Genomic DNA, 25,032 nt, shown 5'->3' with positions numbered 1-25,032 from the left:
GAAGACAATGCGTGCATGACGACCCGTCATCCACCGACGGATGGCTTGGCCGAACAGCATCACCACCGTGCAAAGCCAATCCGTCCGCATGGTTTCGGCTCCACGTTCCCTCGGCGCAAGGGGTCGAAACGAGACGCAAGGACCGTTCCGACCACGGTAACCCGAAGTGCTATGCCCGGCCCTTGTGCGAAAGCGCTCCTGTGGTGCGAGACAAGTGGATGCAACCCGGTTCCGGCTGGGGTAACCCTCTGGGCCATGCAGATCCGTCCGATCCCGTCCTGTCCTCCCGGCGACCCGAGCTCCGTGTTTCGGGCTAGGAGGATGCGGAGCGGGAGCCGCCTGGCGCTGGTCTCCTGCGTTGCCCTCTTATGCGGGATGCTGGGAGCCGCTCCCGGACTCGCGCAAGAAGACGCCGCCGCACCGCTGGGCGAGGCCGAGGCACCGGCCCCCAAGCCTAAGCCGAGACCAAAGCCCAAACCGAAACCCGTCGCCAAACCTGCCGAGACGCCCGATGCTCCTCCGGCCACGACCCTGCCGACGCCGGCCGCCAATCTCGCTCCCGTGAAGCTGCCCGAGCTCATCGTGGTCTGCGACAACGGTCAGGGTGCGTTCTACGAAGGGCAGGGCGCGGTCTCGCTCTGGGTGACGCGGAGCGGCACGATCACCGTCGACAACCCGCTTCGCCCCCTGACGCCGGAGGCTACCCGCGTGCTGCAGGTCGTCATCGGCAACAAGGCCGCCACCGCCTTCGGCCCCGACCTCCTGGCCCTGCGCCGGGGCGGCAGCCCCGCAGCCCTGGAGGCCACGATAGGTGGACCGGTCCGCTGGGACGAGCAACTCACGGTCCTGCCCGATTTTCTCAACATCGTTTCCGAAGCGGGCGAGGTCCTGGCGCGCCTCGATTACCGCCGCTGCGGCGATGCCCCGGAGGTCAAGGCGGTGCCGGTCGCCAAGGTGAAGCCCAAACCCGTCGCCAAATCACCGCGCCCGCCCAAGGCCTCCGCCGCCGAGGGAGTGGGGCGAGGGGAGGGCGCGGCCCCTCGCGGTCTTCAATTGCCGCAGGGCGCCATTCCGGCCGGCCAATAGTGATCGCGGGACGAGGGAGAACGACATGAAAGCCGCCGAGGTGATCGCCAAGCTGGGGCTCCAGCCCCACCCGGAGGGCGGCCATTATCGCGAAACGTTTCGCGATCCGACGGAGGTCGATGGCCGTTCGGTGGGCAGCGCGATCTACTACCTGCTCGATCTCGGCGAGACCTCGGAATGGCACCGGGTCGATGCCAGCGAGATCTGGTTCTGGCATGCCGGCGCGCCGATGGTGATCACCACGAGCCCGAACGGTCACGATGCCTCCGCTACCTATCTCGGCCCCGACCTCGCCCATGGCCAGCAGCCGCAGATCGTCGTGCCGGCGGGGCATTGGCAGACCGCCACGAGCCTCGGATCGTGGACATTGGTGAGCTGCACCGTCTCCCCGGCCTTCCGGTTCGACGGGTTCGAGATGGCGCCTCCGGGCTGGCGGCCGGTGCCGCGCAGCTGAGGGAGAAGCGTTTCTCCGTTCGCCTTGCCCGGGGCCTAGCCCTCGATCTCGTCCTTCTTCGCGATTAGCGGCACGAGCGGGGTGATCCGCAGGGCGGTGATGCGGTTCTTCGCCTTGCGCAGGACCTGAAACCGGAAGCCGTGGAAATTGAAGGCGGTACCGGTATCGGGAATCGCCCGCGCCTCGTGGATGACGAGGCCGGCGATGGTCGTCGCCTCCTCATCGGGCAGATTCCAGTCCATGGCGCGGTTGAGATCGCGAATGGCGACGGAGCCATCCGCATTCACCGAGCCGTCGCCCTGGGGGCGCACCCCGGAGACTGTGACGTCATGCTCGTCGGCGATGTCTCCGACGATTTCCTCCAGGATGTCTTCCAGCGTGACGAGACCCATCACCTCGCCGTACTCGTCGACGACGAGGGCGAAGTGGGTCTTCTTGGTGAGGAAGGCCTTGAGCTGGTCGCGCAGGCTGGTCGTGTCGGGCACGAACCAGGTCTCGAGGGCCAGGGTCTCGACCTTCAGACCGGAAGCGTCGCCCCCGGCGGCGTCGAGCGCGCGCAGCAGATCCTTGGCGTGAAGCACGCCGATGATGTTCTCCGAGGTGCCGCGCCAGAGCGGCATGCGCGTATAGGGCGAGGACAGAACCTCGCGGACGATCTCCTCCGAAGGAAGGTCCGCATTGATGGTGCGCATCTTTGTGCGGTGCACCATGACCTCGGACACGGATAATTCGTGCAGGTCGAGCAGGCCGCCGAGCATGTCGCGCTCGGCTTTGGCGACACCGCCCTCGCGGTGGAGCAGGGCGACCTGCCCGCGAATTTCCTCGGTGGGCGAGAGGATCGACTGATGCTGCCCGATACTGACGCCGAAGGGGCGCAGCATCAGCCGCACGACCTTCTCGATGGCGATGGCGGCGGGGCCGAGGAGCGCTACCGCGAAGGCGACGGGCCGCGCCATCACCAGGGCGGCCTGGTCCGGCTTGTTGATGGCGAGGGTCTTCGGCAGCACCTCGGCGAAAACGATGACGAGCACCGACATCACCCCGGTGGCGTAGAGCACCCCGCTCTTGCCGAAGATCGTGGTCAGCACGCTGGTGGTGAAGGCGGAAGCGCCGATGGCGACGATGTTGTAGCCTATCAGCATGGCGCCGATGAACCGCTCGCGCGAGGCGAGGATGCGGTTGACGAGGCGTGCCCGCAGGTCGCCATTGTTCTCCAGGGAGAGCATCCGTGCCCGCGAGGCCGCGGTGAAGGCGGTCTCAGCCCCTGCGAAGAAGGCCGAGAGCAGCAGCGACATCACCACGATGCTCGCGGCGAGCCAGAGATCGGTATGCGTGTCCATCAGGCGGTCGTCGCACCAAGCCATGCCGCACCGACACTGTGCCGGTTCCGGAAAGCCCCCTCATATACCAACCCAGGTGCGAATCGATGCCGCAGGCGTCGGGATCGGAGGGGATGCGGTTCATGGAGCGCATCATCCCCAGTTGAAGCTCCAGGCCTCCAGTACAGGGAGGCGATCCGGTCACGCCCCGCGTAGTTCGTCCGTCAGGAAGGCCTTTACCTCTGCGCGGTCGATGCCCGGTGCGATGAAGCTCTGGCCGATCCCCCGTGCGAGGATGAAGGTCAGCGCGCCGTCCCGGACCTTCTTGTCCTGGGCCATGGCGTCGAGGATGGCGTCGACGCCCCCGCATCCGCCGGGGACGGCCTGAAGCCGGGTAGGCAGGCCTGCCAGGGCCAGATGGTTGGCCACGCGACCGGCATCCTGGCCGGGGCAGAGGCCGAGGCGGGCCGAGAAGCGGAAGGCCAGCGCCAAGCCGATGGCGACGCCCTCGCCGTGGACGAGGCGGGCGGATTCGTAGCCGGTGAGCCGTTCCAAAGCATGGCCGAAGGTGTGGCCGAGGTTGAGCAGGGCGCGCTCGCCGTCCTCGCGCTCGTCGCGCACCACGACGCCGGCTTTTGCCCGGCAGCAGATCGCCACCGCCTCGTCGCGCTCCGGGCCGCCGGAGAAGATGCCGGCCCAGTGGCCCTCGCACCAATCGAAGAAACCGGAATCGGCGATGAGGCCGTATTTCGCCACCTCGGCGTAGCCGGCGCGCATCTCGCGTTCGGACAGGGTGTCGAGCGTGGCGGTATCGGCCAGGACCAGACGCGGTTGGTGGAAGGCGCCGATCAGGTTCTTGCCCAGCGGCGAGTTGATGCCGGTCTTGCCGCCGACCGAGGAATCGACCTGCGAGAGCAGGGTCGTGGGTGCCTGGACGAAGCGGACGCCGCGCCGGAGCGTCGCCGCCGCGAAGCCGGCGAGATCGCCGACCACGCCGCCGCCGAGCGCCACCACGAGGTCGTTGCGCTCGATCCGGTGGGCGAGGAGGCCGTCGCACACCTGTGCGTAGACCGCATAGCTCTTCGATGCCTCGCCCGGCGCCACGGTGACGAGACCGGAGCGCAGGCCCGCCGCCTCCAGGCTCTCGCACAGGCGTTCGCCATAGAGGCCCGCGACCGTCTCGTCGGTCACGATGGCGGCGGCCCGCGCGCCGAGGGCGGCCACGCGTGCACCCGCCTCGGCGAGGAGGCCCCGCCCGATATGGATGTCGTAGTCGCGGCCCTGGTCGAGGGGGACGTGGACCGTCTGTCCGTCACTCACTGCGCGGCGACGCCTTGGTTCGAGGGGCCGTTGAGATAGGCATCGAGGGCCTCCATCACGTCCTCCACCACGCGATCATGCGACACGTCGCGCGAGGGGATCATCACGTCGGCACTGCCATAGACGGGATGCCGGATCTCCATCAACTGCCGCATCGTCTCCTCGGGGTCGTCGGTTTGGAGCAGGGGCCGGTTGCCGCGCTTGCGGACGCGGCGCATCAGCACGTCGAGTTCCGCCTTCAGCCACACCGAGACGCCGCCCTGAGCGATACGGGCGCGTGTCGCCTCGCGCATGAAGGCGCCCCCGCCGGTGGCCAGCACCAGCGGCCCCTCGCGGATGAGCCGGGCGATCACACGCTCCTCGCCCTCGCGGAAGCTCGGCTCGCCGTAGATGGCGAAGATGTCGGGGATCGTGAGCTTGGCCGCCGCCTCGATCTCGTTGTCGGCATCCTTGAACATCAGCCCGAGTCGCGTCGCCAGACGTCGCCCTACCGTGCTCTTACCGGCACCCATGAGACCGACGAGCACGATCGAGCGCGCGCCGAGAGCGCGGCGGAGCCTGACTTCAATGGGATCGGGAGCGATGTCGCCCTCCGATGGCTCGATCTCGGTCATCGTTGAAATCTTGATATACCTGTTCTCGCGATCCTAGCGCGTTTCACCGTCCGGGCGAAGCGAGGCCGTAAACCACGACGCGATTCTTAAAGGCGTCTTCATAGGGCCTGCCTCCAAAGCCGCGAAGCCTCCCGATCCGGTGAGGCCGATCGCCGCTCGTCGACCGGGATTCTCTTGCGGTGCACCCTGTGGCTCCGAAGTGCTTGCCATTGTGGGCCCGGCATGGTGCAACCCCTTGGCTTGGCTGTGCAATGACTTGCCTGCCGATCTCGCGGACCGAAGCCGTCCATTTCCGCAGAGTTCCCTCCGACCGAGGTTCGTCCGAGTGCCGACCCTGTTTCGTTTCCTCGCCACGCTCGCCATCCTCGGCGGATTGGTCTTCGCGGGCATGTTCGCGCTCGCGACCTTCGTTCAGCCCACGCCCCGGGAAATGAGCGTCAGCATTCCCGCCGCGAAGCTACAGCCGCCGAACCGGTGACGGGCTCGCCCGGGGACGAGGCGGGGACCGACGGCCCCGCTCTCATCGTCGCGTATCTCGACATGCTCGCGGCCGAGCGGGGTGCCGCCGCCAATACGCTCGCCGCCTATCGCCGCGACCTCGACCACTACCTCGCGGCTCTGACCGCTTCGGGACGTGACCCGCTCGAGACCGATGCGGGCGAGGTCCGCGCCTATCTGGCGGATCTCGAAACCCAAGGGTTGAAGGCCTCCTCCGCCGCACGCCGGCTGTCCTGCATTCGCGGCTTCCACAAGTTCCTCTACGCGGAGGGGTTCGCCGAGGCCGATCCGAGCGCGCCCGTGGGAGGTCCACGCAGGGGGCGCACCCTGCCCAAGGTGCTGTCGGTGGCCGAGGTGGACGACCTGCTGCGCACCGCCCGCGAGCGAGCCGTGGCGTCGGAGACCGGAGACGCTCCGGGCGAGCGGCGGCGCGCGGTACGGATGCTGTGCCTGCTCGAAACCCTCTACGCCACCGGCCTGCGCGTGTCGGAACTCATCGCCCTGCCACGCTCGGCCGCCACCACGAAACAGCGCTACCTCGTGGTGAAGGGCAAGGGCGGACGTGAGCGGCTGGTCCCGCTCACCGATCTCGCGCGGGGCGCCATGCGCGAGCACCTGGCTCATCTCGGCGGAGAGGGTCCCTTCCTGTTTCCGGCCGACAGCGAGAGCGGCCACCTGACCCGGCAGGCTTTCGCCCGCGACCTCAAGGTGGCGGCGGCGGCGGCGGGGATCCGTGAGGACCGGGTGAGCCCGCACGTGTTGCGCCACGCCTTCGCCAGCCACCTCCTGCAGAACGGGGCCGACTTGCGGATCGTGCAGGAGCTTCTGGGACATGCCGACATCTCGACGACGCAGATCTACACGCATGTCCTCGACGAGCGGCTGAAGAGCATGGTCCGCGATCTCCACCCCCTCATGGACGAACCGGCTGAACCCGACAGCGCTCCCATCTGAACGGGCCACCGCGCCGTTCCGGCCGTGTTTCATCCGGCGATCTGCCTCCCCTTGCTGACCGCGATCGTCGCCCCACCCATGAGCGAGAACACGATACCTGCGTTGCGCAAGGCACCGACCACCTGATTGCGGTTGGCGACCGAGACGGAGGCGATGCAGCCTTCGAGCCGCCGGATCGTCGAGAGCGACACTCCCGAGGCTCCGCTCAGATCCGCCATCGACCAGTCGAGCAGCGCGCGTGCCGCGCGGATGTGCCCGGCTTCGAGGCTCTGTTCTAGGCCGAGCAGAAGGCGGCCGGTGGGCCTGATCCGCAATTGGATCGGACCGATGAAGTGGGTCCAGCTTTCGATCTGCCCCGCATCGTTCAGCAGGGGAGCCACTAACAGGCGGTATCGCACGGTGTCGCCGTTCGCCAGCCTGAGGTCCGGCAGCAGATATGAGGCGTGATTGGACGCGTACATCCCCCCGATACGCGCCGACCATGGCGCGCCCTCGCCCTTTAGGAACGGCCGCGCGGGGTCCTGCAGGAGCTCGCTCTCGGGAAGGCCGACGAGGTCGAGCCATTTCTCCGAGAATTTTGAGAAAGGAAACGTGTGCGTGGTCGAGGTGAAGGCCCGGACGGAATCGAAGATCGCCTGGTCTCTCTGCCGCTGCGCTGCCTCGGCGCGGGCCAGCATGGCAGGATCGCTGATATCGGCGAGGATGCCATGCGCGCTCAAGGGCCGGCTATTGGGCGTGGTCGTTACCTCCACGCGGCTCATGACAGTACAGATTCCGGAATCCGGCCGGACGATGCGGAAGATCGAGGGCGGTACCGTGTCCGATTGCCTGACGAAGTCGGGTTCCATGGTCCGCGGGCAATCGTCCGGATGAATGAGCCGGAACAGAAGCGTGTAGTCGGGCCTGATGAGGCCATCGGGAAGCCCTAGGATCGGATAGAGTCCGGGCGACCAGACATGAGTGTTGCCGACGAAATCCCAGTGCCAATGACCGACGGTGCCAAAATGTTTGATCTGGCTTGGAACGTCATACGAAAGGCTTCTCGGTACCCCACCATACATTGTGAAACCGCGATCTCACGACAATCGTCAGAGCCATGGCCAAGCCAAGGGGAACGACGACCTAAAGCAACGGATATCTATCTTTTGATAAGATCGCAATATTTCTCGCAGCAATACCCTCATCGCAACGTGAGATTGTAGGACGATCATCGGCCCTATTGGTCGGTATGTCTAAACCCCCCTTGGGGAGACTCCTCGATCTCGATCCAGGATCTCCGACGCCGCTTCACGATTACTGGAACAAGGGTGATCATTTGGATGACGGTGGCCATTTAAGATGGCAATGCGAATGCCATGGGCGGACCGTCGATCCATCCGCTCCGCGTCGTCGTCTCGGGTGTTGTCGTCAGGCTTGGCCGACAGCGCCGCGCTTAGACGCTCGCGTCCTCGTCGAGCGTGTCCTCGATATAGACCTGTTCCAGTACGACCTTGATCACCGCCATCAGCGGCAGCGCGAGGGCGATGCCCCAAAGGCCGAACAGCACGCCGAGCACGAGCTGGCCTGCGAAGATGGTGGCCGGCGGGATGTCCAGCGCCTGCTTCTGGATGAAGGGCGTCAGCCCGTAGCTCTCCAGGCATTGCACCACGAGGTAGACACCGAAGGCGCCGAGAGCCGCGTTGGTGCCGGAGGCGAGGCCCGCCAGCACGATGACGACGCCGGCGATCAGCGGGCCGATGGTGGGGATGAAGGCGAGGAGCCCCGCTTGCAGGCCGAGGATGAGGGCGCCGCCGATGCCGAGGAAACTCAAGCCCGCCCAGATGCAGACGAAGATCACCGCCATGGTGATGAGCTGGCCGAACAGCCAATGCCGGAGGGTCTCCCCCATCCCGTCGAGGAGGGCGGTGGCGCGGGGACGGTAACGGGGCGGCACGAACCGCACCGCGCCGTCGCGGTAGCTGGCGGGATCGGCCGCGCAGGCGAGGCCGAGGAACACGATCACCAGGACGTTGCCCAGCGCATTGAACAGGCCGGTGATGACGGTGGCCGCCGGTCCGAGCATGCTGCCGGCATCGGAGAGAAGGGAGCCGGGGCTTTTGATCGCACCCGATGCGAGGCCGCCGAGGCCCCCGGCCTTCTTGTCCTTGTCGGTCTCGGTGTCCTTGGCTTTGTCAGTGTCCTTGGCTTTGTCGGCGTCCTGATCGCCCGGCGTTTCGCTCGGTACCGAGAAGGCCGGCAGATCGATCCCGTATTCCTTCAGGCGGTCACGGACAGACCCCGCCTGTTTCGTGACGGTCTGGCCGAGCTCCCGTCCCTGCTGCACCACCGTCGCGCCGCCGAAGGCGAGAAAGCCGAGGGTGAGCCCGCCGAGGATCAGGCTGACGATGGTGAGCCGCAGCCCGCGACCGAGCCCGATGGCCTGGCCGAGCAGGCGCGTCAGCCCATCGAGGAAGACCCCGAGCAGGATTCCGGCGAAGATCAGGAGCAGCGTCGAGGCGGCGGTCCAGGCGAGGATCAGCAGGGCGATGAACGCCACCACGGCGATTCCCGAGGCCGTCGGCGACCAGCTGGCGGGGTGCGGACCCGGCTCGTCCTTGATCGGCGTACCCTGCTGCATCTGCCCGTCCCCTGGCGCGGTCTACCGAAGCGCGGTGCGAACGGGCGCGCGAAACCCGTTACAGACAAGGGGCGCAAGGCATGAGGCCCACTCTCCTCTGTGGACGGACCGGAGGCGAATCGCTGCCGGTCCACCCTCACGCCCAGCGTGACGCGGCCTCATCGTCGGCGCCCGTGGCCTCGACCCAGCCCCCCATGGTGCCGTCGGCCAGATGCTCACGCTTCCAGAACGGAGCCTTGGTCTTGAGATAGTCCATGAGGAAGCTCGCCGCCTCGAAAGCGGCGACGCGGTGGCTTGCCGCCGTCACCACGAGGACGATGCCGTCGCCCGGCGCGACGAGGCCGTGCCGGTGGATCACCCGCACCGCCTGGAGCGGCCAGCGGTCCTGCGCCGCCTCGACCACCCGGCCGATCTCCGCCTCGGCCATGCCGGGATAATGTTCGAGTTCGAGCCCGGTCAGGCGCCCGCCCTCGTCGCGGCACAGGCCGGTGAAGGTGACGATCGCCCCGGTCCTGCCCTGGAGAGTCCCGCTCAGCGCGGCCATCTCAGCGGCCACGTCGAAGGGCGCACTCTGGATGCTGATCGCGGGTGCGGGCCGATTTCCCGCCGTCATCTCGCCTGCCGACATCCATCGATTCCTTGACGCATCGGCGCGAAAGCCCTCGCGACCGGGTTTGATCCCCCTTAAGGGATGCGCGACATTGCAAAGTCCGCGCGGTGGTTCCACGCTGTTGCGCGTCGTTCCGGCAACACCATTCCGGCGCCCGGCCTTTACCACTCGACCGACATGGGTGCCATGCCCCGTCGGTCCCATACCCGGTCCACGCCACCGGCTTCGAAGGAATTCCCCTCGCGTGACGCCTGAGTTGATCCTGCCCCATGACGGCGTCCTGCCGGTCTTCTCGGCCCGTCCGGTCTGGTGCGGGCGCGGAAGCACGGTCATCGGCGCCGCCACGATCGGTGCCCAGGCCTGGCTCGGCGACGACAGCGTGATCCGTGCCGACGGCGAGGCGGTGACCGTCGGCGAGCGCTTCTGGCTCGGCCATCGCTCGACGCTCCATATCGCCACCGATTCGCATCCCACCCTCGTCGGTGACCGGGTGACGGTGGGCCGCAACGCCGTGGTCCATGCCTGCACGGTCGGGTCCGACGTGGTGATCGAAGACGATGTCATCGTCCTCGACGGGGCCACCGTGGAGGACGGGGTGCTGATCGAGGCCGGGGCCACCGTCTTTCCGCGCTCGCACCTCGCCGCCGGCTTCGCCTATGCCGGCAGCCCGGCGAAACCCCAGCGTCCCGTCACCGCGGCCGAGATCGCCGAGCGGGCCGAGCGCGTGCGCGAGGCCACGGGAGATACCCCGTCGCCCGTCGCCGGCGACGAGGTCGACGTCGATCCCAGCGTCTACGTCGCCAGCACGGCGCGCCTGCGCGGCCGCATCGCCCTCGGCGCGGGATCGAGCGTGCTGTTCTCCTGCGACCTGCATGCGGAGGTCGGCCCCATCCTCATCGGCGCCGACACCAACATCCAGGACAACACCGTCATCCGTGCACGGGCCGAAGGCGTTGTCATCGGCCGCGACACTACGATCGCGCATAACGTGCGGATGGCCGATTGCCGTATCGGCGCGCGCAGCCTCATCGGCATCGGCTGCGTGCTGGCCCCCGGCACCGTGGTGGCCGACAACGTGCTGCTCGCCGGCGGCTCCACCACCGATCCGGGCCAACTCCTCGAGAGCGGCTATCTCTGGGGTGGCCGGCCCGCCCGCATCCTCGGTCCCCTCGACGCGGACAAGCGCGCGATGATGACCCGCATCGTCGCCGGCTATTGCGAGCATGGGCGGGTGTATCGCCAGATGGAGGCGGGGGAGAACTGACCGGATGCTGGAAGTGCGTCTGCCGTCCGGTTCTCGAATGCGACGATCACCCGGTAGGTGCCGGTCCGCACCAGCGTCAGTGGCGGCATCTCTTAAGGCATGATGGCATGCAGGAGGGCAGCGCATGGTCGCTTCGTCCAATGATGCTCATGAGACGTGCTTCATCGCGTTGATCGGCGCGGTGCTTCTGGCCCTCGCCGCACCGGTCGCGGCTTCGGCCGAACCGGCACCCCAGCGCTTTTCCGTCACCTATCGCCTGCTCTTCCTCAACCTTCCGGTTGGTGAGGCGGATCTCTCCGTCGATCAGACCGGTGGGCGCTACGCCTACGATCTGAAGGCGGGCCTGCGCGGACTGGCCGGCGTCTTCTTCGAAGGATCGGGGACGGCATCCGCGTCGGGGGAGCGGTCGCGGAGCGGAGCGCTCACCGGCACGTTCCGGTCCGACAGCCTGTACGGTCGTAAGCCGGTTCAGGTCTCCATGACCCTGTCGAACGGCCGCGCGCACGACGAGAGCGTGGAGCCGCCTCCGACGCCGATGCCCGACAGGATTCCCGTAGCACCGCAGGACAAGGTCGGCGTCGTCGATCCCCTGACCATGCTGGCGATTCCGCTGGGCCGGGCATCCCTCGACCCCACCCTCTGCGAGCGGCGCATCCCGGTCTTCAACGGGGTGACCCGGGCGGATATCGTCCTTTCCCGCGGGGTGCTGGTGACCGTCCAGGAGGGACCCTATCGCGGACCGGCCCTCGATTGCCGGGCGCGCTGGGTGCCGATTTCTGGCCACCGCCCCAATGGCAGCAGCGTGCGACGCATGGCCGAGAACGACGACATCCGCGTACGGCTCGCGCCCGTTCCCGGCGGGGCGATGCTGTTGCCGCTGACGATCTCCCTGCCCACCGGCTGGGGCAATGCGGGGATCGAGGCGACGCAATGGGGCCCGAAACCGGAGCCCTCGGGCCGGACTTCCGTGAGGGTCCATTTGCCCAACGCACGGTAAGGCGTCCGACCTATTCCTCCGCGAACAACCCCGTGGGCAGGCCATCCATGCTGCGCGCGTTCTTCTGGCGGCGATAGGCGTCGAGTTCGGCCTCCGTCTTGGCCTGGGCCCAGCGGTCGAGGGTGGGACGTTCCTCGCGATAGTCGAACAGGGGCACGCCGAAGCCGCAGGAGGTCTGCACGAGATCGATCGTGAGGCGCACCATCTGGCGCGCTCCGGGCGGCTCCTGTCCGTCATACGCGCCTGCCAGCAGACCGGCATAGGCGTCGCTGCCGCGCGCCAAGATCTCCCCGCGCCCATAGAGCCGCAGGATCGTCGGCGCGCCTTCGAAGGCGCAGAACATCACCGTCAGCCGTCCATCCACCCGCAGATGTGCAGCGGTTTCGTTCCCGCTCCCGGTACGGTCGAGATAGATCACGGTGTTCGGGTCGATGACCCGAAACGTGTCGGTTCCGCGCGGTGACAGGTTGATCCGCGTGCCCTCCGCCGCCGATGCGGTGAAGACGATATGCTGCCGGGCGATGAAATCGAGGTGGCGCTCGTCGAGGGCCGGAAACTGCTTGGCCATGGGGCTTTCGGACGACAGGGGCGGGCTTTGAAACCTACAGCATCGTGCCGGATCTCGCATCCACGGCGATGCTGACGAACGCTTCCGAGCAGGAATGGCGGATCAGCGCAGGAACCGCCCGACCAGCAGCCGCGCCAGGTCGCGCGGCGGCTCGGGGGTCAGGACGGCGAGCTTGTTGGAGGTGGACAGGGAGGCGAGCCCGTGAAGGCCGGCCCAGAGGGTCGCCACCGCCTGCCGTCTCTCGCCCGCATCCGGAATCATGGGTTCGAGCACCCCGTCGACGAGGTCGGTCGCCTGGGCCAGCGCGGCGGCGTACCAGTCGGGAAAGGCTGAATCCGGTGCCAGGGAATGTTCGAAGACGAGGCTCCAGACTCGCGGGTCTGAAGCCACGAAGGCGAGGTAGGCATCGGCGAGGGCAAGGGCGTTGTCGCGCGGGGCGGCGTCGGGACGGATCGCGCCGGTGAGCGCCGCGTGCAGGCGCTCCAGGGTGCGGGCGTTGACCCGCATCACCACCGCATCGAGATCGCCGACACCGTTGTAAATCGAGTTCGGTGCGTAGCCGATCACCGAGGCGAGCCGGCGCATGCCGAGGCCGCGCAGGCCCTCCATGCGGACCAGGCCCTCTGCCGCCTTGGTCACCAGGGCCTCGAATTCCTCGCGGTTATGCTCGCCTCTGGGGCCGGTGCCGCGCCGTGCCGATTTGGTTGCCTTCGCCACTCTGTCCCCACGCTCGCGTGCCGCCCGGCACGCCACCAGCGCATAGATTGCACGACGTGCAAAATCAACGTTGCCGCCATCCCTGCCAGGCGTTAATTTGCACGACGTTCAAAAATCGCGGCCGTACCGGATTTGACGGTTCGTTACAGGGTGGGCAGTCATGGTCCGCCCCGAGGAGACCAAGATGTTCCGTAGCTTGATGACGACGCGCCGGTTCGCGCCCCTGTTCTGGTGCCAGTTCTTCTCGGCATTCAACGACAATTTTCTGAAGAACGCCCTGGTCTTCCTGATCCTGTTCAAGGTCGCGGGCGCTGGGGGAGAGGCCGCCCATCCGGGCATCCTGGTGACCCTGGCCGGTGCCGTCTTCATCGGCCCGTTCTTCATCCTGTCGGGTCTCGGGGGTGAGCTTGCCGACCGTTACGACAAGGCGCTCATCGCCAAGCGGCTGAAATTCGCGGAGGTCTTCGCCGCCGCCGCCGCAGCGATCGGCTTCTTCCTCCATTCCGTGCCGGTCCTGTTCGTGGCGCTCGGCCTGTTCGGCACAGTGGCGGCCCTGTTCGGCCCGATCAAATACGGCATCCTGCCCGACCACCTGAAGCGCAACGAGCTCACCGCCGGCAATGCGCTGGTCGAGGCCGCGACCTTCCTCGCCATCCTGCTCGGCACCATCGTGGCCGGCTTCGCCAGCGCGCTCGGCGGCGATGCGCTGGCCTTCAGCGCCCTGATCATGGTGTTCGCGATCCTGTGCTGGCTCTCGGCCCGGCAGATCCCCTCCACCGGCGAGGCGGCGCCGACGCTCAGGATCGATCCCAACGTCGCCCGATCCACCGTGGCCCTGCTGCGTGACCTCTATGCCGACACCCGCCTGTGGCGCGGCTCGCTCATCGTCAGCTGGTTCTGGCTGGTGGGCGCGGTGGTGCTCGCCCTGCTGCCGGTGCTGGTGCGCGAGAGCCTGAACGGCTCGGAGACGGTGGTGACCCTGCTGCTCGCGATCTTCTCGGTTGGCATCGCCATCGGCTCGGCGCTGGCCTCCTGGCTCGCCAGCGGACGCATCGTCCTGCTGCCGACGCCGATCGGCGCTCTGTTCATGGGCCTGTTCGCCCTCGACCTCGCCTGGACCATCTCGCACCTGCCGCCGGTCTCCGGCGAGGTGATGGGGGCCGGCGCCTTCCTCTCCACCGGGACGGGCCTTCGCGTGGCGGCGTCCTTCGCCGGCCTCGCCATCGCGGGCGGCCTCTACATCGTGCCCTCCTTCGCCGCCGTGCAGGCCTGGACCGACAAGGACAAGCGCGCCCGCGTCATCGGCGCGGTGAATGTTCTCACCGCCGCCTTCATGGTCACCGGGGCGCTGGGCCTCGCTGCTCTGCAGGGAGCGGGCTGGTCGATGGCCTCGCTCCTCACCCTCATCGGCGTCGCCAACCTCGCCGCCGGCGTGATCGTCCTGAAGGTGATGCCGACGAGCGCCTTCCGCGACTTCCTCTCGATCCTGTTCCGCGCCTTCTACCGGCTCGAAGTCCGGGGCCTGGAGAATGTCGAGAGGGCCGGCCCCAACGCCATCATCGCCCTCAACCACGTCTCGTTCCTGGATGCACCGCTGGCCCTTTCGCTCCTCGACAAGGAGCCGGTCTTCGCCGTCGACCACGGCATCGCGCAGCGCTGGTGGGTGAAGCCCTTCCTGCGGGTGACCAAGGCGATGCCGCTGGACCCCACCCGGCCGCTGGCCACCCGCACGCTCATCAATGCCGTCAAGAACGGCGAGACCCTGATCATCTTCCCCGAAGGCCGCCTCACCGTCACGGGCAGCCTGATGAAGGTCTATGACGGCGCCGGCCTCATCGCCGAGAAATCCGGAGCCAAGGTGGTTCCGGTGAAGATCGAGGGGCTGGAGAAGACCGCCTTCTCGCGCCTCTCCCGCAATCAGGTCCGCCGCCGCTGGTGGCCGAAGGTCATCGTCACGGTGATGTCGCCGGTGGCGCTTACCGTCGATCCCGCGCTGAAGGGCAAGAACCGGCGGCGCGCGGCAGGAGCGGCGCTGTACGACATCATGTCCGATCTCGTCTTCGACACCGCCTTCATCGACCGTAGCGTGATGAGTGCCCTCATCCAGGCCGGTGCCGACCATGGCTGGCGCCGCACCGCGCTGGAAGACCCGGTCACGGGCACGCTCAGCTATTCCCGCCTCGTGATGGGCGCCAACATCCTGGGCCGCAAGCTGATGCCGCTCGCCGCCGAGGGCAAGGCCATCGGGCTGATGCTGCCCAATGCCAACGGCGCGGCCGTGACCTTCTTCGCCCTGGCCAGCGCCGGGCGCGTACCGGCGATGATCAACTTCTCGGCCGGCCCTGCCAACGTCCTCTCGGCCTGCTCGGCGGCGGAGGTGGACACCATCCTCACCTCTCGCGCCTTCATCGAGAAGGGCCGCCTCAACGGCCTGATCGAGGCCATCCAGGGCAAGGTGAAGCTCGTCTACCTGGAGGACGTGCGCGCCAGCATTACCGCCGGCGACAAGATCCGGGGCTTCCTCAGCCCCCGCAAGCCCCTTGTGGCGCGGAGCGGCGACGATCCGGCGGCGATCCTGTTCACCTCGGGCTCGGAGGGCACGCCCAAGGGCGTGGTGCTCGCCCATCGCTGCATGCTCGCCAACACCGCCCAGGTCGCCGCTCGAATCGATTTCGGGCCGACCGACAAGGTGTTCAACGTGCTGCCGGTGTTCCATGCCTTCGGACTGACGGCGGGCCTGATCCTGCCCCTGGTCTCCGGCGTCCCGGTCTACCTCTACCCGTCGCCGCTGCATTACCGGATCGTTCCGGAACTGATCTACGGCTCGAATGCCACCGTCCTGTTCGGCACCGACACGTTCCTCTCCGGCTACGCCAAGACGGCCCATTCCTACGACCTGCGCTCGCTCCGCTACGTGGTGGCCGGGGCCGAGGCGGTGAAGCAGGCGACCCGGAAGACGTGGAGCGAGAAGTTCGGCCTGCGCATCCTCGAAGGCTACGGCGTCACTGAATGCGGGCCGGTGGTCGCCCTCAACACGCCGATGTTCAACCGCTTCGGTACCGTCGGCCGGCTCCTACCGGGGATCGAGTCTCGCCTCGAACCGGTGCCCGGCATCGAGGAGGGCGGCCGTCTCTCGGTGAAGGGTCCGAACGTGATGCTCGGCTATCTCAGGGCGGAGAAGCCCGGCGTGTTGGAGGCGCCGCCGGAGGGCTGGCACGATACCGGCGACATCGTCGCCATCGACGCGGAAGGGTTCGTCACGATCAAGGGCCGCGCCAAGCGCTTCGCCAAGATCGCCGGCGAGATGGTGTCGCTGGCCGGCATCGAGGCCATCGCCGGCGAGCTCTGGCCGGATACGCCGAGTGCGGTGGCGGCGGTGCCGGATGCGCGTAAGGGCGAGCGGCTGATCCTGTTCACGGAGCGCAAGGACGCCACACGCCCCGCCTACCAGGCCTTCGCCAAGGCCAAGGGCGCCACCGAGATCGCCATCCCGGCCGAAGTGGTGGTGCTGGATAAGCTGCCGATGCTGGGTACCGGCAAGGTGGATCAGGTCGGCGTGGTCAAGCTCGCGCACGAGCGGGCCGGCGGCGAGTCCACCGCTGCGGCGTAGGTCTAGCGAACCCTCTCCCGGAAAGGGGGGAGGGTTCGTGGCCATTGTCTCATCACCGCCTCGGCCAACCCATCCACCTGCGCCTCCGTATGCGCGGCGGAGAACGCCACACGCAGCCGCGCCGTCCCGGCCGGTACCGTGGGCGGGCGGATGGCGACGACGAGGGAGCCCCGCTCTTCCAGAGCGGCCGAAAGGCCGAGCGCGGCGTCCGCTTCGCCGATGACGATGGGGACGATGGGGCTCTGTGCCTCGGGAAGGCCGAGTTGCGTGGTGAAGCGGCGGGCGAGGGCGAGCGGACGCGCTGCGAAATCCGGCTCGGCCTCGACGATGTCGAGAGCGGCCAGGGCGGCGGCCGCCGAAGCCGGCGGCAGGCCGGTGGTGTAGACGAAGCTGCGGGCGCGGCTCGTCATCAGGTCGACCACGGCGCGGGACGCGCAGAGATAGCCGCCATAGGAGCCGAGCGTCTTCGACAGGGTGCCCATTTCGAGGGGAGCGCGGGCATCCGCTGCGATCACGCCGAGGCCGTGGGCGTCGTCCACCAATGTCCAGGCGTCGTGCGCGTCGGCGAGAGTCAGGATGTCGGCGATCGGCCCCCGGTCGCCGTCCATGCTGTAGACGCGCTCCGTGAGGATCAGCGCGTGCTGGTGGCGGGAGCGGTGCTTGGTCAGGAGCGCTTCGAGATCGCCGAGATCGTTATGGGCGAACCGCATCACTTTCGCGCCGGAGAGCCGCGCCCCCGCCCAGAGGCAGGAATGGCCGAGCGCGTCCACGAGGATCAGGTCGCGTGGGCCGGCGAGCCCCGAGACGATGCCGAGATTGGCGAGATAGCCGCTACCGAAGACGAGAGCCGCCTCCGTCCCCTTATGGGCGGCGAGGCGCTCTTCCAGGGCCGCGAGGGGCGGGTGGCTGCCGGTGACGAGACGGGAGGCGCCGGCGCCGGTCCCGTAGAGTGCGGTCGCGGCCTGAGCCGCTGCGATGACCCGCGGATCCTGCGACAGGCCGAGATAATCGTTGCAGGAAAACGAGACGAGGCTGCGCCCATGCCGCGTCGCCGCCGCCTGCGGGCCACGCGTGGTGGGATTGAGATGCCGGCGCAGGGAGGTTTCGTCGAGGCGGGCGAGATGGTCGCGGGCGAACGCTTCGAGGCTGGTGGGGCGGTCGAGGTCGGACATGGGACCGGGAAGGAAGCCCGCGCCATCGCGATGTCAAGCGAGTGGTGCGACCACTCGCGCGGCCGATTCCTTTCGATGAGGCTAGGGCGTGAAGCGTGAGGAACTGTGCCGGGGACGAACTCGGGTCTCTCGAGAGGCATAGGATGGTCCCGGAGAAAAACCGGATCCCTTTGGAAGGCCGGTCACCGACCCTGCCTCCAGCGGCTTTCAGATCGGGTTGCGGCTCGCTCCCTTGACCGTTCGGCCTCGCGCGCCCATCCCCCGTGAATGCCTGCCCCACGATTGCCTGCGCGTCCGAAAAACTCCCTCTGGCGGCCCTATACGCAGATGAGGAATGCGGCGCCTCCGCTCGAAGCCGTGCGCACCTCCGGCTCGCGGATCGTGCTCGCCGACGGACGCGAACTCATCGACGGTATCGCGTCGTGGTGGACCGCCGTCCATGGCTATAACCATCCCCACATCCGCGACGCGGTCGCGGCCCAGCTCGACACCATGCCCCATGTGATGTTCGGCGGGCTGACCCATGCGCCGGCAGAGCGCCTGGCGTCCCGCCTCGCCGCCTTGGCGCCGGGCGACCTCGACCACGTGTTCTTCACGGATTCCGGCTCGGTGGCGGTGGAGGTGGCGCTCAAGATGGCAGCTCAGATGTGGCTCAACCGGGGCATCGCCGGACGCAGCCGCTTCCTCGCCTTCCGTGGCGGCTACCATGGCGACACGATGGGGGCGATGTCGGTCTGCGACCCGGAAGAGGGCATGCACCGGCGCTTCGGCGCCTATCTGCCTGCCCAGGTCTTCTGCGATCTTCCGCGCGACGACGCCACCGCCGACGCCCTCGACCGCACCCTGGCCGAGCATGGCGATACCCTCGCGGCGATCATCGTCGAGCCCCTGGTCCAGGGGGCCGGCGGCATGGTGATGCACGCGCCCGAGACATTGGCACGGGTGGCGCGGGCGGCCGAGCGGCATGGACTGCCTCTCATCGCCGACGAGATCTTCACGGGTTTCGGCCGCACCGGCACCCTGTTCGCCTGCGAGCAGGCCGGAATCGCGCCCGACATCCTCTGCCTGTCGAAGGCGCTTACCGGCGGCACCATGCCGCTTGCCGCGACGATCGCACGGCGTCCGGTCTTCGAGGCTTTCCTGTCCGACGATCCCGCGGCGGCGCTGATGCACGGGCCGACCTTCATGGCTAACCCTCTCGCCTGCGCCGCCGCCAATGCCAGCCTCGACCTGTTCGAGACCGAGCCGCGCCTGGATCAGGCGCGGGCGATCGAACTCCGCCTGCGTAATGGGCTCTCCGGCCTTCGCGGCCTCGCCGGTATCGCCGACATCCGCGTCCTCGGAGCCATCGGAACTGTCCAGTTCGCACGCGCACCCGATCTCGCGGCGCTCAAGGCGCGCTTCGTGGAGCAGGGGGTCTGGGTCCGTCCCTTCGGCGACATCGTCTACCTGACGCCGGCCCTGACCATCGCGCCGGGCGATCTCGACCGGCTCTGCGAAGCCGTGACCCATGTGGTCCGGGCATCGGTCGACGCGGAGGCGCAGAGCTGAAAATCTGTCCGCTTCCACCCTGCAACCTGAACGGATGTTTATCGTTGGATCAGGTTGGGTCAAACGGTGAAGGGTGGGCATCGTGGTGAATGAGACGACGCGCTCGGACGACGACAGGCCGGTGATCCTCCTCGTCGAGGATGAAGCCCTGACGATCATGGACCTCGGGGATGTCCTCGAGGATGGCGGCTATGAGACGGTGCAATGCGCGTCTGCGGAGCGCGCCCTCGGCATCCTGCAGGCCCGGCCCGATATCTGCGGGCTGATCACGGATGTGGAATTGTCGGGCAAGGTCAACGGGTTCGAACTCGCCAACGCGGTGTCGGAGGCCCGGCCGACTTTGCCGATCGTCATCGTGTCTGGCCGCGCCGCGCCTGATCCGGAGCGGATTCCCGCAGGCGCCCGCTTCATCTCCAGGCCTTGCACCGGAGAGGACATCCTTCAGCAGATCAGGAGCCTGATGCCCTGCTGAGGCCTCCGAATAGGTTCGGACCTCCTCAGCATGGAGCCGGTCGGCGAAGAGTCCTTTGCCGACCGTCGATTTGGCGCGAATTTAAGCCGACTGTCATCCCAGCTTCACGAGCCGGACGCCACATGCGCCCAAATAGCCCGCTGATCCCGCCTGTGCCATCTGGCCGTGCGGGAAGAGCGTGGCTGTCTGCAAGTGTGGAGTCGGGCGGCGATGGTTTCGGCTGATCAGCGAGGGACGGTGTCGTCCGGCAAGGCCTCACCCTCGGGCAAGTCCGAAATGGACAAATCCGAAATAGGCAAGCTCGGCGAGGCCGATAGGGATAGCGAGCAGACGATGGGCAAGTCCGACAAGCGTATCCGTCCTCCCGGTTCGAAGAGTGTCGGCTGGGCCCTGGTTCAGGCCGCGCGGCTGCATCGTTCCAGAGTCGGCGACCGCTTGGCCGCCCTCGATCTATTCGCCGGACAGGAACAAGTGGTGCAGGCACTGGCCGTTGCCGGAACCATGACCATGGGAGATCTGGCCGCCACTTTGAGGGTTCGTCCGCCCACCGCCTCCAAGACGATCTCGCGCCTCGCGGCCCTCGGTTTCGTCGAGCGTCGTGCAGAAGCCGGGGATGGTCGCGTCGTGCGCGTGCGCCTTACCGATACGGGCCTCGCCAAGGCGGAGGCCATCGAGCGCATCTGGGACGATGTCGAAGCCGAAATGCTCGACGGTTTCGACGGCAAGGAGCGGCGTCGCCTGCGCAAGCTCTTGCGCAAGGCCGCCCGCAACCTCGCCGACGTGTCCGGCGTCACCGGCCACGAGGTCGACGGAGACTCGGATATCGAACTCGACGACGACGAGCCCGATGCGCTGGTCGTGCCGATCCAGGCCGACCGCCTCGACTGAACCCTTTGGGATTCTGCTCTTCGGTCAGCGAATCGGTGACGCGTCACTGGGGGGGAAACCTGCGCGTGCCGAACTGAGGAGCGCCCTCAGATTTTTCTGGCGATGCCTGAGTTCGCGTGGACACCCAGCTTAGGCTTGGGCGCGCGCCGCAGCTTGCGGCGCTCCAACCGGCGCGCGAGACGTCCGGCAAGCCGGTCTATCATCATGATGATGGCGCTGACGATGATGGCGAAGGCGCAGGCGCTCCCGATCAGGATACCGATGACGCCTGGTGTCGGGATCACCATGAGGCAGACGAGACCGAAAAGGGCCGTCAGCGGAATCCATTTTGCCATTTCGCAGACGGTCCCTCGGTATCGTCGGACCGACGTTGCCACACTTCCATAAAGACACTCTTAAACCAATGGCGAGCGTTGCAGAGAAGCCCGCCGGCCTTCCCTGTCGCGGGAAGGCCGGTTCGGATTCGCCTCAGCGGCGGTGGTGGTGGTGGCGGTAGTGGCGACGCGAATTCATGCGCGTCCGGTAGGCCCTGCGACCCGGATCGATCCCGAGGGCGCCGTTGACGGTCCCGACTGCGCCACCGACCGCGCCACCCACGATGCCACCGATCGGTCCGCCGACCCGGTCACCCTCGGCCGCGCCGCGACGGACACCACCGGGAAGGCCCTGGGCCTCGGCCGCGCCCGACAGCGCAAAGGCGGATAGGACGAGGGTGGCAGCAAGCAATGCCTTCTTCATGACGGCTTTCCTTCTCTTTCGTTCCTAAACCGGCCGCATGTTCGCGGCCGATTCGGCTTCGAGCGTTCGGATCGGCACCGTCCTCGACAAGGACGGCGCGCCGTCACGCATAGACTGATAACGGCCGAGCTTCGAAAAGGTGGCATCGATCCCGCCGGGCGCTCGCGGTTCCATGGTGGACCGGGTCCAGGAAGAGGACATGAGAGGCGCATTGGGATGGCTTCAAGCGATTGCCCGACGACTCTCGCACCGCTGCTGGTTTCTGCCGTCCGGCGCTGCTAGAAGCCGGGAATGCGCGTTCTTGACGTCCCGCGCGGCGCGAGCCGCCTTCGAATTACGAGCCCGGCCTCCGCCTGAAGGCCGCTGCGGCGGCCCGAGCGGGAGCCGGGAGGGCGGTCGCACCGCCTCCGTTCGCCGACATCGGCCCAATGCCGATCGTCTTGAAGATCAGCGCACCGTTTCGCAGAAGATTCCATGACCGCTTCGACAGCCACCGACGCCGGCCTGCCCGCCCGCGACTATTCGCAGACCCTGTTCCTGCCCAAGACCGAGTTCCCCATGCGGGCCGGATTGCCGGTGCGCGAGCCTCACCTGCTGGAGCGTTGGGCCGCCATCGACCTGTATGGCCAGATCCGCGTGAAGGCGGCCGGCCGGCCGAAATTCGTGCTCCATGATGGGCCGCCCTATGCCAACGGCAACATCCATATCGGCACGGCGCTCAACAAGATCCTGAAGGACGTCATCGTCCGCAGCCAAGGCGCCCTTGGCTACGACGCCAATTACGTTCCGGGATGGGACTGCCACGGCCTGCCGATCGAGTGGAAGATCGAAGAACAGTACCGTGCCAAGGGCCGTAACAAAGACGACGTTCCGGTCATCGAGTTCCGCCAGGAGTGCCGGACATTCGCCGCGCATTGGCTCGACGTGCAGCGCGCCGAGTTCAAGCGCCTAGGCGTCACCGGCGATTGGGAGCACCCCTACGCGACCATGGCGTTTCCGGCGGAAGCCGCCATCGCCCGTGAACTCATGACCTTTGCCATGACAGGGCAGCTCTATCGCGGCTCGAAGCCGGTGATGTGGTCGGTGGTGGAAAAGACCGCCCTGGCCGAGGCCGAGGTCGAATACGAGGACCATGTCAGCGACACGATCTTCGCGGCGTTCCGGCTCACCGCAGGGGCGCCCGATGACCTGGCCGCTTCGCGGATCGTGATCTGGACCACGACCCCCTGGACGATGCCGGGCAACCGCGCCGTCGCTTATTCGAAGCGCGTCGCCTACGGGCTCTACCGGGTGACTCAGGCCGCCGAAGAGAATTGGGCCAAGACCGGCGACAGCTATATCCTGGCCGATAGCCTGGCCGCCGGGATCTTTGCCTCGGCCCGCGTGGAGAAGTTCGAGCGTGTCAGGGACGTCACGGCCGCTGAGCTTGGCGGCCTCACCCTCTCGCATCCGCTCGCCGGGCACGTCCCCGGCTACGATTTCGCGGTACCCCTCCTCGACGGCGACCACGTCACCGACGAGGCCGGTACAGGCTTCGTCCATACGGCGCCGGGCCATGGCCGCGAGGATTTCGAGGTCTGGACGGCCAATGGCCGGGCCCTTGCCCAGCGCGGCATCGAGACCCGTATCCCCTACACCGTCGATGCCGACGGGGCGCTCACCGAAGAGGCGCCCGGTTTCACGGGAAAACTCGTTCTGACTCCGAAGGGCGACAAGGGAGACGCCAACAAGGCGGTCATCGCCGCATTGACGGAGGCCGGCTCCCTGGTCGCGCGTGGCACGCTCAAGCACAGCTATCCGCATTCCTGGCGCTCGAAGAAGCCGGTGATCTTCCGCAATACGCCGCAATGGTTCATCGCCCTCGATAGGCCGGTGGAGGCGCTGGGCGAGAAGACACTGCGCGACGTGGCGCTGAAGGCCATCGACGAGACGCAATGGGTGCCCACCCAGGGCAAGAACCGCATCAACGGCATGGTCGCCAACCGCCCGGACTGGGTGGTGTCGCGCCAGCGCGCCTGGGGCGTGCCGATCACCGTCTTCGTCAAGCGCGGCACCAGCGAGGTCCTGCGCGACGAGGCCGTGAATGCCCGCATCGCGGCAGCCTTCAAGGCGGAAGGGGCGGATGCCTGGTTCACCGATGCCGACGGCGCTCGCTTCCTAGCCCCGGATTACGATCCGGCCGAGTACGAGAAGGTGACCGACGTCCTCGACGTGTGGTTCGATTCCGGCTCGACGCATGCTTTCGTGCTCGACGACCCTGAGATGTTTCCCGGCCTGTCGGGTGTCGTGCGTAAGCGCGACGGCGGCCTCGACACGGTGATGTATCTCGAAGGCTCCGATCAGCATCGCGGCTGGTTCCAGTCCTCGCTGCTCGAATCGAGCGGGACCAGGGGACGTGCGCCCTACGACATCGTCCTCACCCACGGGTTCGTCCTCGACCCGAAAGGGCTGAAGATGTCGAAATCCAAGGGTAACGTCGTGGCGCCGCAAAGCGTCATCAAGGATTCCGGTGCCGATATCCTCCGCCTGTGGGTCGCGGCCTCGGACTATGCCGACGACCTGCGCATCGGCCCCGAGATCATCAAGACTTTCGCCGAGACCTACCGCAAGCTTCGCAACTCGCTTCGCTGGATGCTCGGCTCGCTGGCGCATTTCGAGGCCGGGCCGGCCGTGCCCCATGCCGAGCTGCCCGAACTCGAGCGGCTCATCCTGCATCGCCTCTGCGAGCTCGACGGTGAGATCCGCGAGGCCTACGCCAGCTTCGACACCAAGCGCGTGGTGGCCCTGCTCAACGGATTCATGACCGGCGATCTCTCGGCCTTCTATTTCGACGTGAGAAAGGACGCGCTCTATTGCGACCCGATCTCGTCGCAGGTCCGCCGTGCCTCCCTGCAGGTGATCGACGAAACCTTCCGCCGGGTGACGATCTGGCTCGCGCCCGTGCTCGCCTTCACGGCGGAAGAGGCCTGGCTCGATCGCTATCCGTCAGCCGTCGGTTCGGTCCATCTCGAGACCCTGCCCGAAACGCCGACGTCCTGGCGCGACGACGCATTGGCTCAGCGCTGGCAGAAGATCCGCCGCGTCCGCCGGGTCGTCACCGGCGCCCTAGAAATCGAGCGCGCAGCCAAGCGCATCGGTGCAAGCCTCGAGGCGGCGCCGACCGTGTTCATCGCCGATCCCGACCTGCTCACGGCCCTCGACGGAATCGACTTCTCGGAAGTCTGCATCACCTCCGGCATCACCATCGAGGCGGGCGAGGGGCCGGCCGACGCTTTCCGGCTCGACGATGTGCGGGGCGTGGCGTTGGTCCCGGGGCTGGCCCAGGGACGCAAATGCGCCCGGTCGTGGCGGGTCTCGGAGACTGTCGGGTCCGATCCCGCCTATCCGGACGTGACGCCGCGCGATGCCCAAGCGTTGCGCGAGTGGGACGCCGTCCATGGCGGGGCGGGGGCGGCGTGATCCGAATGCGCCGGGCGGCCATCCCTCTTTTCCGGGGGAGGCCGGTCATGAAGCGACCGGAGGAGCGGGCGCCGTCTCCGAGCGACGCGGCGCGTCCCTCACCTGACCCAAGCTCAGGCGAGGG

Annotated in this window: 22 protein-coding genes; 11 read left to right on the top strand and 11 right to left on the bottom strand. The window is 67.5% G+C overall.

Annotated features, from left to right (window positions below):
* Positions 1-321 precede the first annotated feature (321 nt).
* Both ACYQOP_RS06155 and ACYQOP_RS06150 read left to right on the top strand, forming a co-directional pair.
* Positions 322-1,086 (top strand): hypothetical protein, encoded by a 765-nt coding sequence (locus ACYQOP_RS06155; RefSeq protein WP_461221706.1) that lies wholly within the window; start codon positions 322-324, stop codon positions 1,084-1,086.
* A 25-nt stretch (positions 1,087-1,111) separates the two neighbouring features.
* Positions 1,112-1,540 carry a cupin domain-containing protein gene (locus ACYQOP_RS06150; RefSeq protein WP_207413064.1) on the top strand — a complete coding sequence of 143 codons (429 nt, stop codon included), beginning with the start codon at positions 1,112-1,114 and terminating at the stop codon, positions 1,538-1,540.
* Positions 1,541-1,575: 35 nt separating this feature from the next.
* Here ACYQOP_RS06150 and ACYQOP_RS06145 read toward each other — a convergent pair whose 3' ends face one another.
* From ACYQOP_RS06145 to ACYQOP_RS06135, 3 genes are all read right to left on the bottom strand, one after another.
* Positions 1,576-2,880, bottom strand: a complete 1,305-nt coding sequence (locus ACYQOP_RS06145; protein WP_461225209.1) for an HlyC/CorC family transporter — start codon at positions 2,878-2,880, stop codon at positions 1,576-1,578.
* Between the two features lie 180 nt (positions 2,881-3,060).
* On the bottom strand, positions 3,061-4,179 hold the full coding sequence (aroB, locus tag ACYQOP_RS06140; RefSeq protein ID WP_461221705.1) for a 3-dehydroquinate synthase: 1,119 nt from the start codon (positions 4,177-4,179) through the stop codon (positions 3,061-3,063).
* A complete protein-coding gene (locus ACYQOP_RS06135) occupies positions 4,176-4,793 on the bottom strand; it encodes a shikimate kinase (protein WP_056423131.1) in 618 nt (205 codons plus the stop codon). The genes aroB and ACYQOP_RS06135 overlap by 4 nt, the downstream gene beginning before the upstream one ends.
* A 325-nt stretch (positions 4,794-5,118) precedes the next feature.
* Here ACYQOP_RS06135 and ACYQOP_RS06130 point away from each other — a divergent pair, with 325 nt between their 5' ends.
* Both ACYQOP_RS06130 and ACYQOP_RS06125 read left to right on the top strand, forming a co-directional pair.
* Positions 5,119-5,271, top strand: a complete 153-nt coding sequence (locus ACYQOP_RS06130) for a hypothetical protein (protein ID WP_056423134.1) — start codon at positions 5,119-5,121, stop codon at positions 5,269-5,271.
* Positions 5,268-6,245, top strand: a complete 978-nt coding sequence (locus ACYQOP_RS06125) for a site-specific tyrosine recombinase XerD (RefSeq protein ID WP_461221703.1) — start codon at positions 5,268-5,270, stop codon at positions 6,243-6,245. The genes ACYQOP_RS06130 and ACYQOP_RS06125 overlap by 4 nt, the downstream gene beginning before the upstream one ends.
* Before the next feature lie 29 nt (positions 6,246-6,274).
* Here the strand turns inward: ACYQOP_RS06125 and ACYQOP_RS06120 are convergent, their stop codons facing one another.
* The 3 genes from ACYQOP_RS06120 to ACYQOP_RS06110 all read right to left on the bottom strand — a co-directional run bounded on the left by ACYQOP_RS06120 (position 6,275) and on the right by ACYQOP_RS06110 (position 9,490).
* Complete coding sequence (locus ACYQOP_RS06120; RefSeq protein WP_461221702.1) at positions 6,275-7,093, bottom strand: helix-turn-helix domain-containing protein; 819 nt, start codon at positions 7,091-7,093, stop codon at positions 6,275-6,277.
* 584 nt (positions 7,094-7,677) lie between these two features.
* Complete coding sequence (locus tag ACYQOP_RS06115) at positions 7,678-8,862, bottom strand: AI-2E family transporter (RefSeq protein WP_461221700.1); 1,185 nt, start codon at positions 8,860-8,862, stop codon at positions 7,678-7,680.
* A gap of 136 nt (positions 8,863-8,998) precedes the next feature.
* Complete coding sequence (locus ACYQOP_RS06110) at positions 8,999-9,490, bottom strand: molybdenum cofactor biosynthesis protein MoaE (protein ID WP_461221699.1); 492 nt, start codon at positions 9,488-9,490, stop codon at positions 8,999-9,001.
* A gap of 226 nt (positions 9,491-9,716) precedes the next feature.
* Between ACYQOP_RS06110 and ACYQOP_RS06105 the strand changes: the two genes are divergently transcribed.
* Positions 9,717-10,736 (top strand): gamma carbonic anhydrase family protein, encoded by a 1,020-nt coding sequence (locus ACYQOP_RS06105; RefSeq protein WP_461221698.1) that lies wholly within the window; start codon positions 9,717-9,719, stop codon positions 10,734-10,736.
* Between the two features lie 124 nt (positions 10,737-10,860).
* The gene (locus tag ACYQOP_RS06100; protein ID WP_461221696.1) at positions 10,861-11,733 is read left to right on the top strand and encodes a DUF3108 domain-containing protein; all 873 of its coding nucleotides are present in this window, start codon (positions 10,861-10,863) and stop codon (positions 11,731-11,733) included.
* Positions 11,734-11,743: 10 nt separating this feature from the next.
* Here ACYQOP_RS06100 and ACYQOP_RS06095 read toward each other — a convergent pair whose 3' ends face one another.
* Together ACYQOP_RS06095 and ACYQOP_RS06090 are read right to left on the bottom strand one after the other, a co-directional pair.
* Positions 11,744-12,301: a pyridoxamine 5'-phosphate oxidase family protein gene (locus tag ACYQOP_RS06095; RefSeq protein WP_207413056.1), complete on the bottom strand. Its 558-nt coding sequence runs from the start codon at positions 12,299-12,301 to the stop codon at positions 11,744-11,746.
* Positions 12,302-12,403: 102 nt separating this feature from the next.
* Positions 12,404-13,018, bottom strand: coding sequence for a TetR/AcrR family transcriptional regulator (locus ACYQOP_RS06090; protein ID WP_461221695.1), 615 nt, complete (start codon positions 13,016-13,018; stop codon positions 12,404-12,406).
* 184 nt (positions 13,019-13,202) lie between these two features.
* On the opposite strand from ACYQOP_RS06090, the gene ACYQOP_RS06085 reads away from it, so the two are divergent.
* Positions 13,203-16,628 carry an acyl-[ACP]--phospholipid O-acyltransferase gene (locus tag ACYQOP_RS06085; protein ID WP_461221694.1) on the top strand — a complete coding sequence of 1,142 codons (3,426 nt, stop codon included), beginning with the start codon at positions 13,203-13,205 and terminating at the stop codon, positions 16,626-16,628.
* A gap of 2 nt (positions 16,629-16,630) precedes the next feature.
* On the opposite strand, the gene ACYQOP_RS06080 is transcribed toward ACYQOP_RS06085, so the two are convergent.
* Complete coding sequence (locus ACYQOP_RS06080; RefSeq protein ID WP_461221693.1) at positions 16,631-17,800, bottom strand: aminotransferase class I/II-fold pyridoxal phosphate-dependent enzyme; 1,170 nt, start codon at positions 17,798-17,800, stop codon at positions 16,631-16,633.
* Between the two features lie 327 nt (positions 17,801-18,127).
* Here ACYQOP_RS06080 and ACYQOP_RS06075 point away from each other — a divergent pair, with 327 nt between their 5' ends.
* From ACYQOP_RS06075 to ACYQOP_RS06065, 3 genes are all read left to right on the top strand, one after another.
* Entirely contained in the window at positions 18,128-19,351 is a 1,224-nt protein-coding gene (locus ACYQOP_RS06075) for an adenosylmethionine--8-amino-7-oxononanoate transaminase (protein WP_461221692.1), read from the top strand.
* Between the two features lie 82 nt (positions 19,352-19,433).
* The gene (locus tag ACYQOP_RS06070; RefSeq protein WP_056423399.1) at positions 19,434-19,823 is read left to right on the top strand and encodes a response regulator; all 390 of its coding nucleotides are present in this window, start codon (positions 19,434-19,436) and stop codon (positions 19,821-19,823) included.
* 333 nt (positions 19,824-20,156) lie between these two features.
* Positions 20,157-20,711 carry a MarR family winged helix-turn-helix transcriptional regulator gene (locus tag ACYQOP_RS06065; RefSeq protein WP_156467655.1) on the top strand — a complete coding sequence of 185 codons (555 nt, stop codon included), beginning with the start codon at positions 20,157-20,159 and terminating at the stop codon, positions 20,709-20,711.
* Between the two features lie 86 nt (positions 20,712-20,797).
* Here the strand turns inward: ACYQOP_RS06065 and ACYQOP_RS06060 are convergent, their stop codons facing one another.
* Complete coding sequence (locus ACYQOP_RS06060) at positions 20,798-21,046, bottom strand: hypothetical protein (RefSeq protein WP_207413051.1); 249 nt, start codon at positions 21,044-21,046, stop codon at positions 20,798-20,800.
* Positions 21,047-21,179: 133 nt separating this feature from the next.
* Complete coding sequence (locus ACYQOP_RS06055) at positions 21,180-21,449, bottom strand: hypothetical protein (protein ID WP_056423171.1); 270 nt, start codon at positions 21,447-21,449, stop codon at positions 21,180-21,182.
* Between the two features lie 474 nt (positions 21,450-21,923).
* Between ACYQOP_RS06055 and ileS the strand changes: the two genes are divergently transcribed.
* The gene (gene ileS, locus ACYQOP_RS06050; RefSeq protein WP_461221691.1) at positions 21,924-24,908 is read left to right on the top strand and encodes an isoleucine--tRNA ligase; all 2,985 of its coding nucleotides are present in this window, start codon (positions 21,924-21,926) and stop codon (positions 24,906-24,908) included.
* Positions 24,909-25,032: the final 124 nt, after the last annotated feature.

Source organism: Methylobacterium sp. CM6247, from assembly GCF_054817925.1.
The sequence above is the reverse complement of the archived record's forward strand: the minus strand, read 5'-3'. Positions and strand labels throughout refer to the sequence as shown.

Bases quoted from the DNA above. Each gene is read 5' to 3' on its own strand.
- ACYQOP_RS06115 (WP_461221700.1), bottom strand. From the start codon at position 8,862: ATGCAGCAGGGTACGCCGATCAAGGACGAGCCGGGTCCGCACCCCGCC.
- ACYQOP_RS06065 (WP_156467655.1), top strand. From the start codon at position 20,157: ATGGGCAAGTCCGACAAGCGTATCCGTCCTCCCGGTTCGAAGAGTGTC.
- ACYQOP_RS06145 (WP_461225209.1), bottom strand. From the start codon at position 2,880: ATGGACACGCATACCGATCTCTGGCTCGCCGCGAGCATCGTGGTGATG.
- ACYQOP_RS06055 (WP_056423171.1), bottom strand. From the start codon at position 21,449: ATGAAGAAGGCATTGCTTGCTGCCACCCTCGTCCTATCCGCCTTTGCG.
- ACYQOP_RS06080 (WP_461221693.1), bottom strand. From the start codon at position 17,800: ATGTCCGACCTCGACCGCCCCACCAGCCTCGAAGCGTTCGCCCGCGAC.
- ACYQOP_RS06120 (WP_461221702.1), bottom strand. From the start codon at position 7,093: ATGGAACCCGACTTCGTCAGGCAATCGGACACGGTACCGCCCTCGATC.
- ACYQOP_RS06095 (WP_207413056.1), bottom strand. From the start codon at position 12,301: ATGGCCAAGCAGTTTCCGGCCCTCGACGAGCGCCACCTCGATTTCATC.
- ACYQOP_RS06150 (WP_207413064.1), top strand. From the start codon at position 1,112: ATGAAAGCCGCCGAGGTGATCGCCAAGCTGGGGCTCCAGCCCCACCCG.
- ileS (WP_461221691.1), top strand. From the start codon at position 21,924: ATGACCGCTTCGACAGCCACCGACGCCGGCCTGCCCGCCCGCGACTAT.
- ACYQOP_RS06100 (WP_461221696.1), top strand. From the start codon at position 10,861: ATGGTCGCTTCGTCCAATGATGCTCATGAGACGTGCTTCATCGCGTTG.
- ACYQOP_RS06060 (WP_207413051.1), bottom strand. From the start codon at position 21,046: ATGGCAAAATGGATTCCGCTGACGGCCCTTTTCGGTCTCGTCTGCCTC.
- ACYQOP_RS06110 (WP_461221699.1), bottom strand. From the start codon at position 9,490: ATGTCGGCAGGCGAGATGACGGCGGGAAATCGGCCCGCACCCGCGATC.
- ACYQOP_RS06075 (WP_461221692.1), top strand. From the start codon at position 18,128: ATGAGGAATGCGGCGCCTCCGCTCGAAGCCGTGCGCACCTCCGGCTCG.
- ACYQOP_RS06085 (WP_461221694.1), top strand. From the start codon at position 13,203: ATGTTCCGTAGCTTGATGACGACGCGCCGGTTCGCGCCCCTGTTCTGG.
- ACYQOP_RS06155 (WP_461221706.1), top strand. From the start codon at position 322: ATGCGGAGCGGGAGCCGCCTGGCGCTGGTCTCCTGCGTTGCCCTCTTA.
- ACYQOP_RS06135 (WP_056423131.1), bottom strand. From the start codon at position 4,793: ATGACCGAGATCGAGCCATCGGAGGGCGACATCGCTCCCGATCCCATT.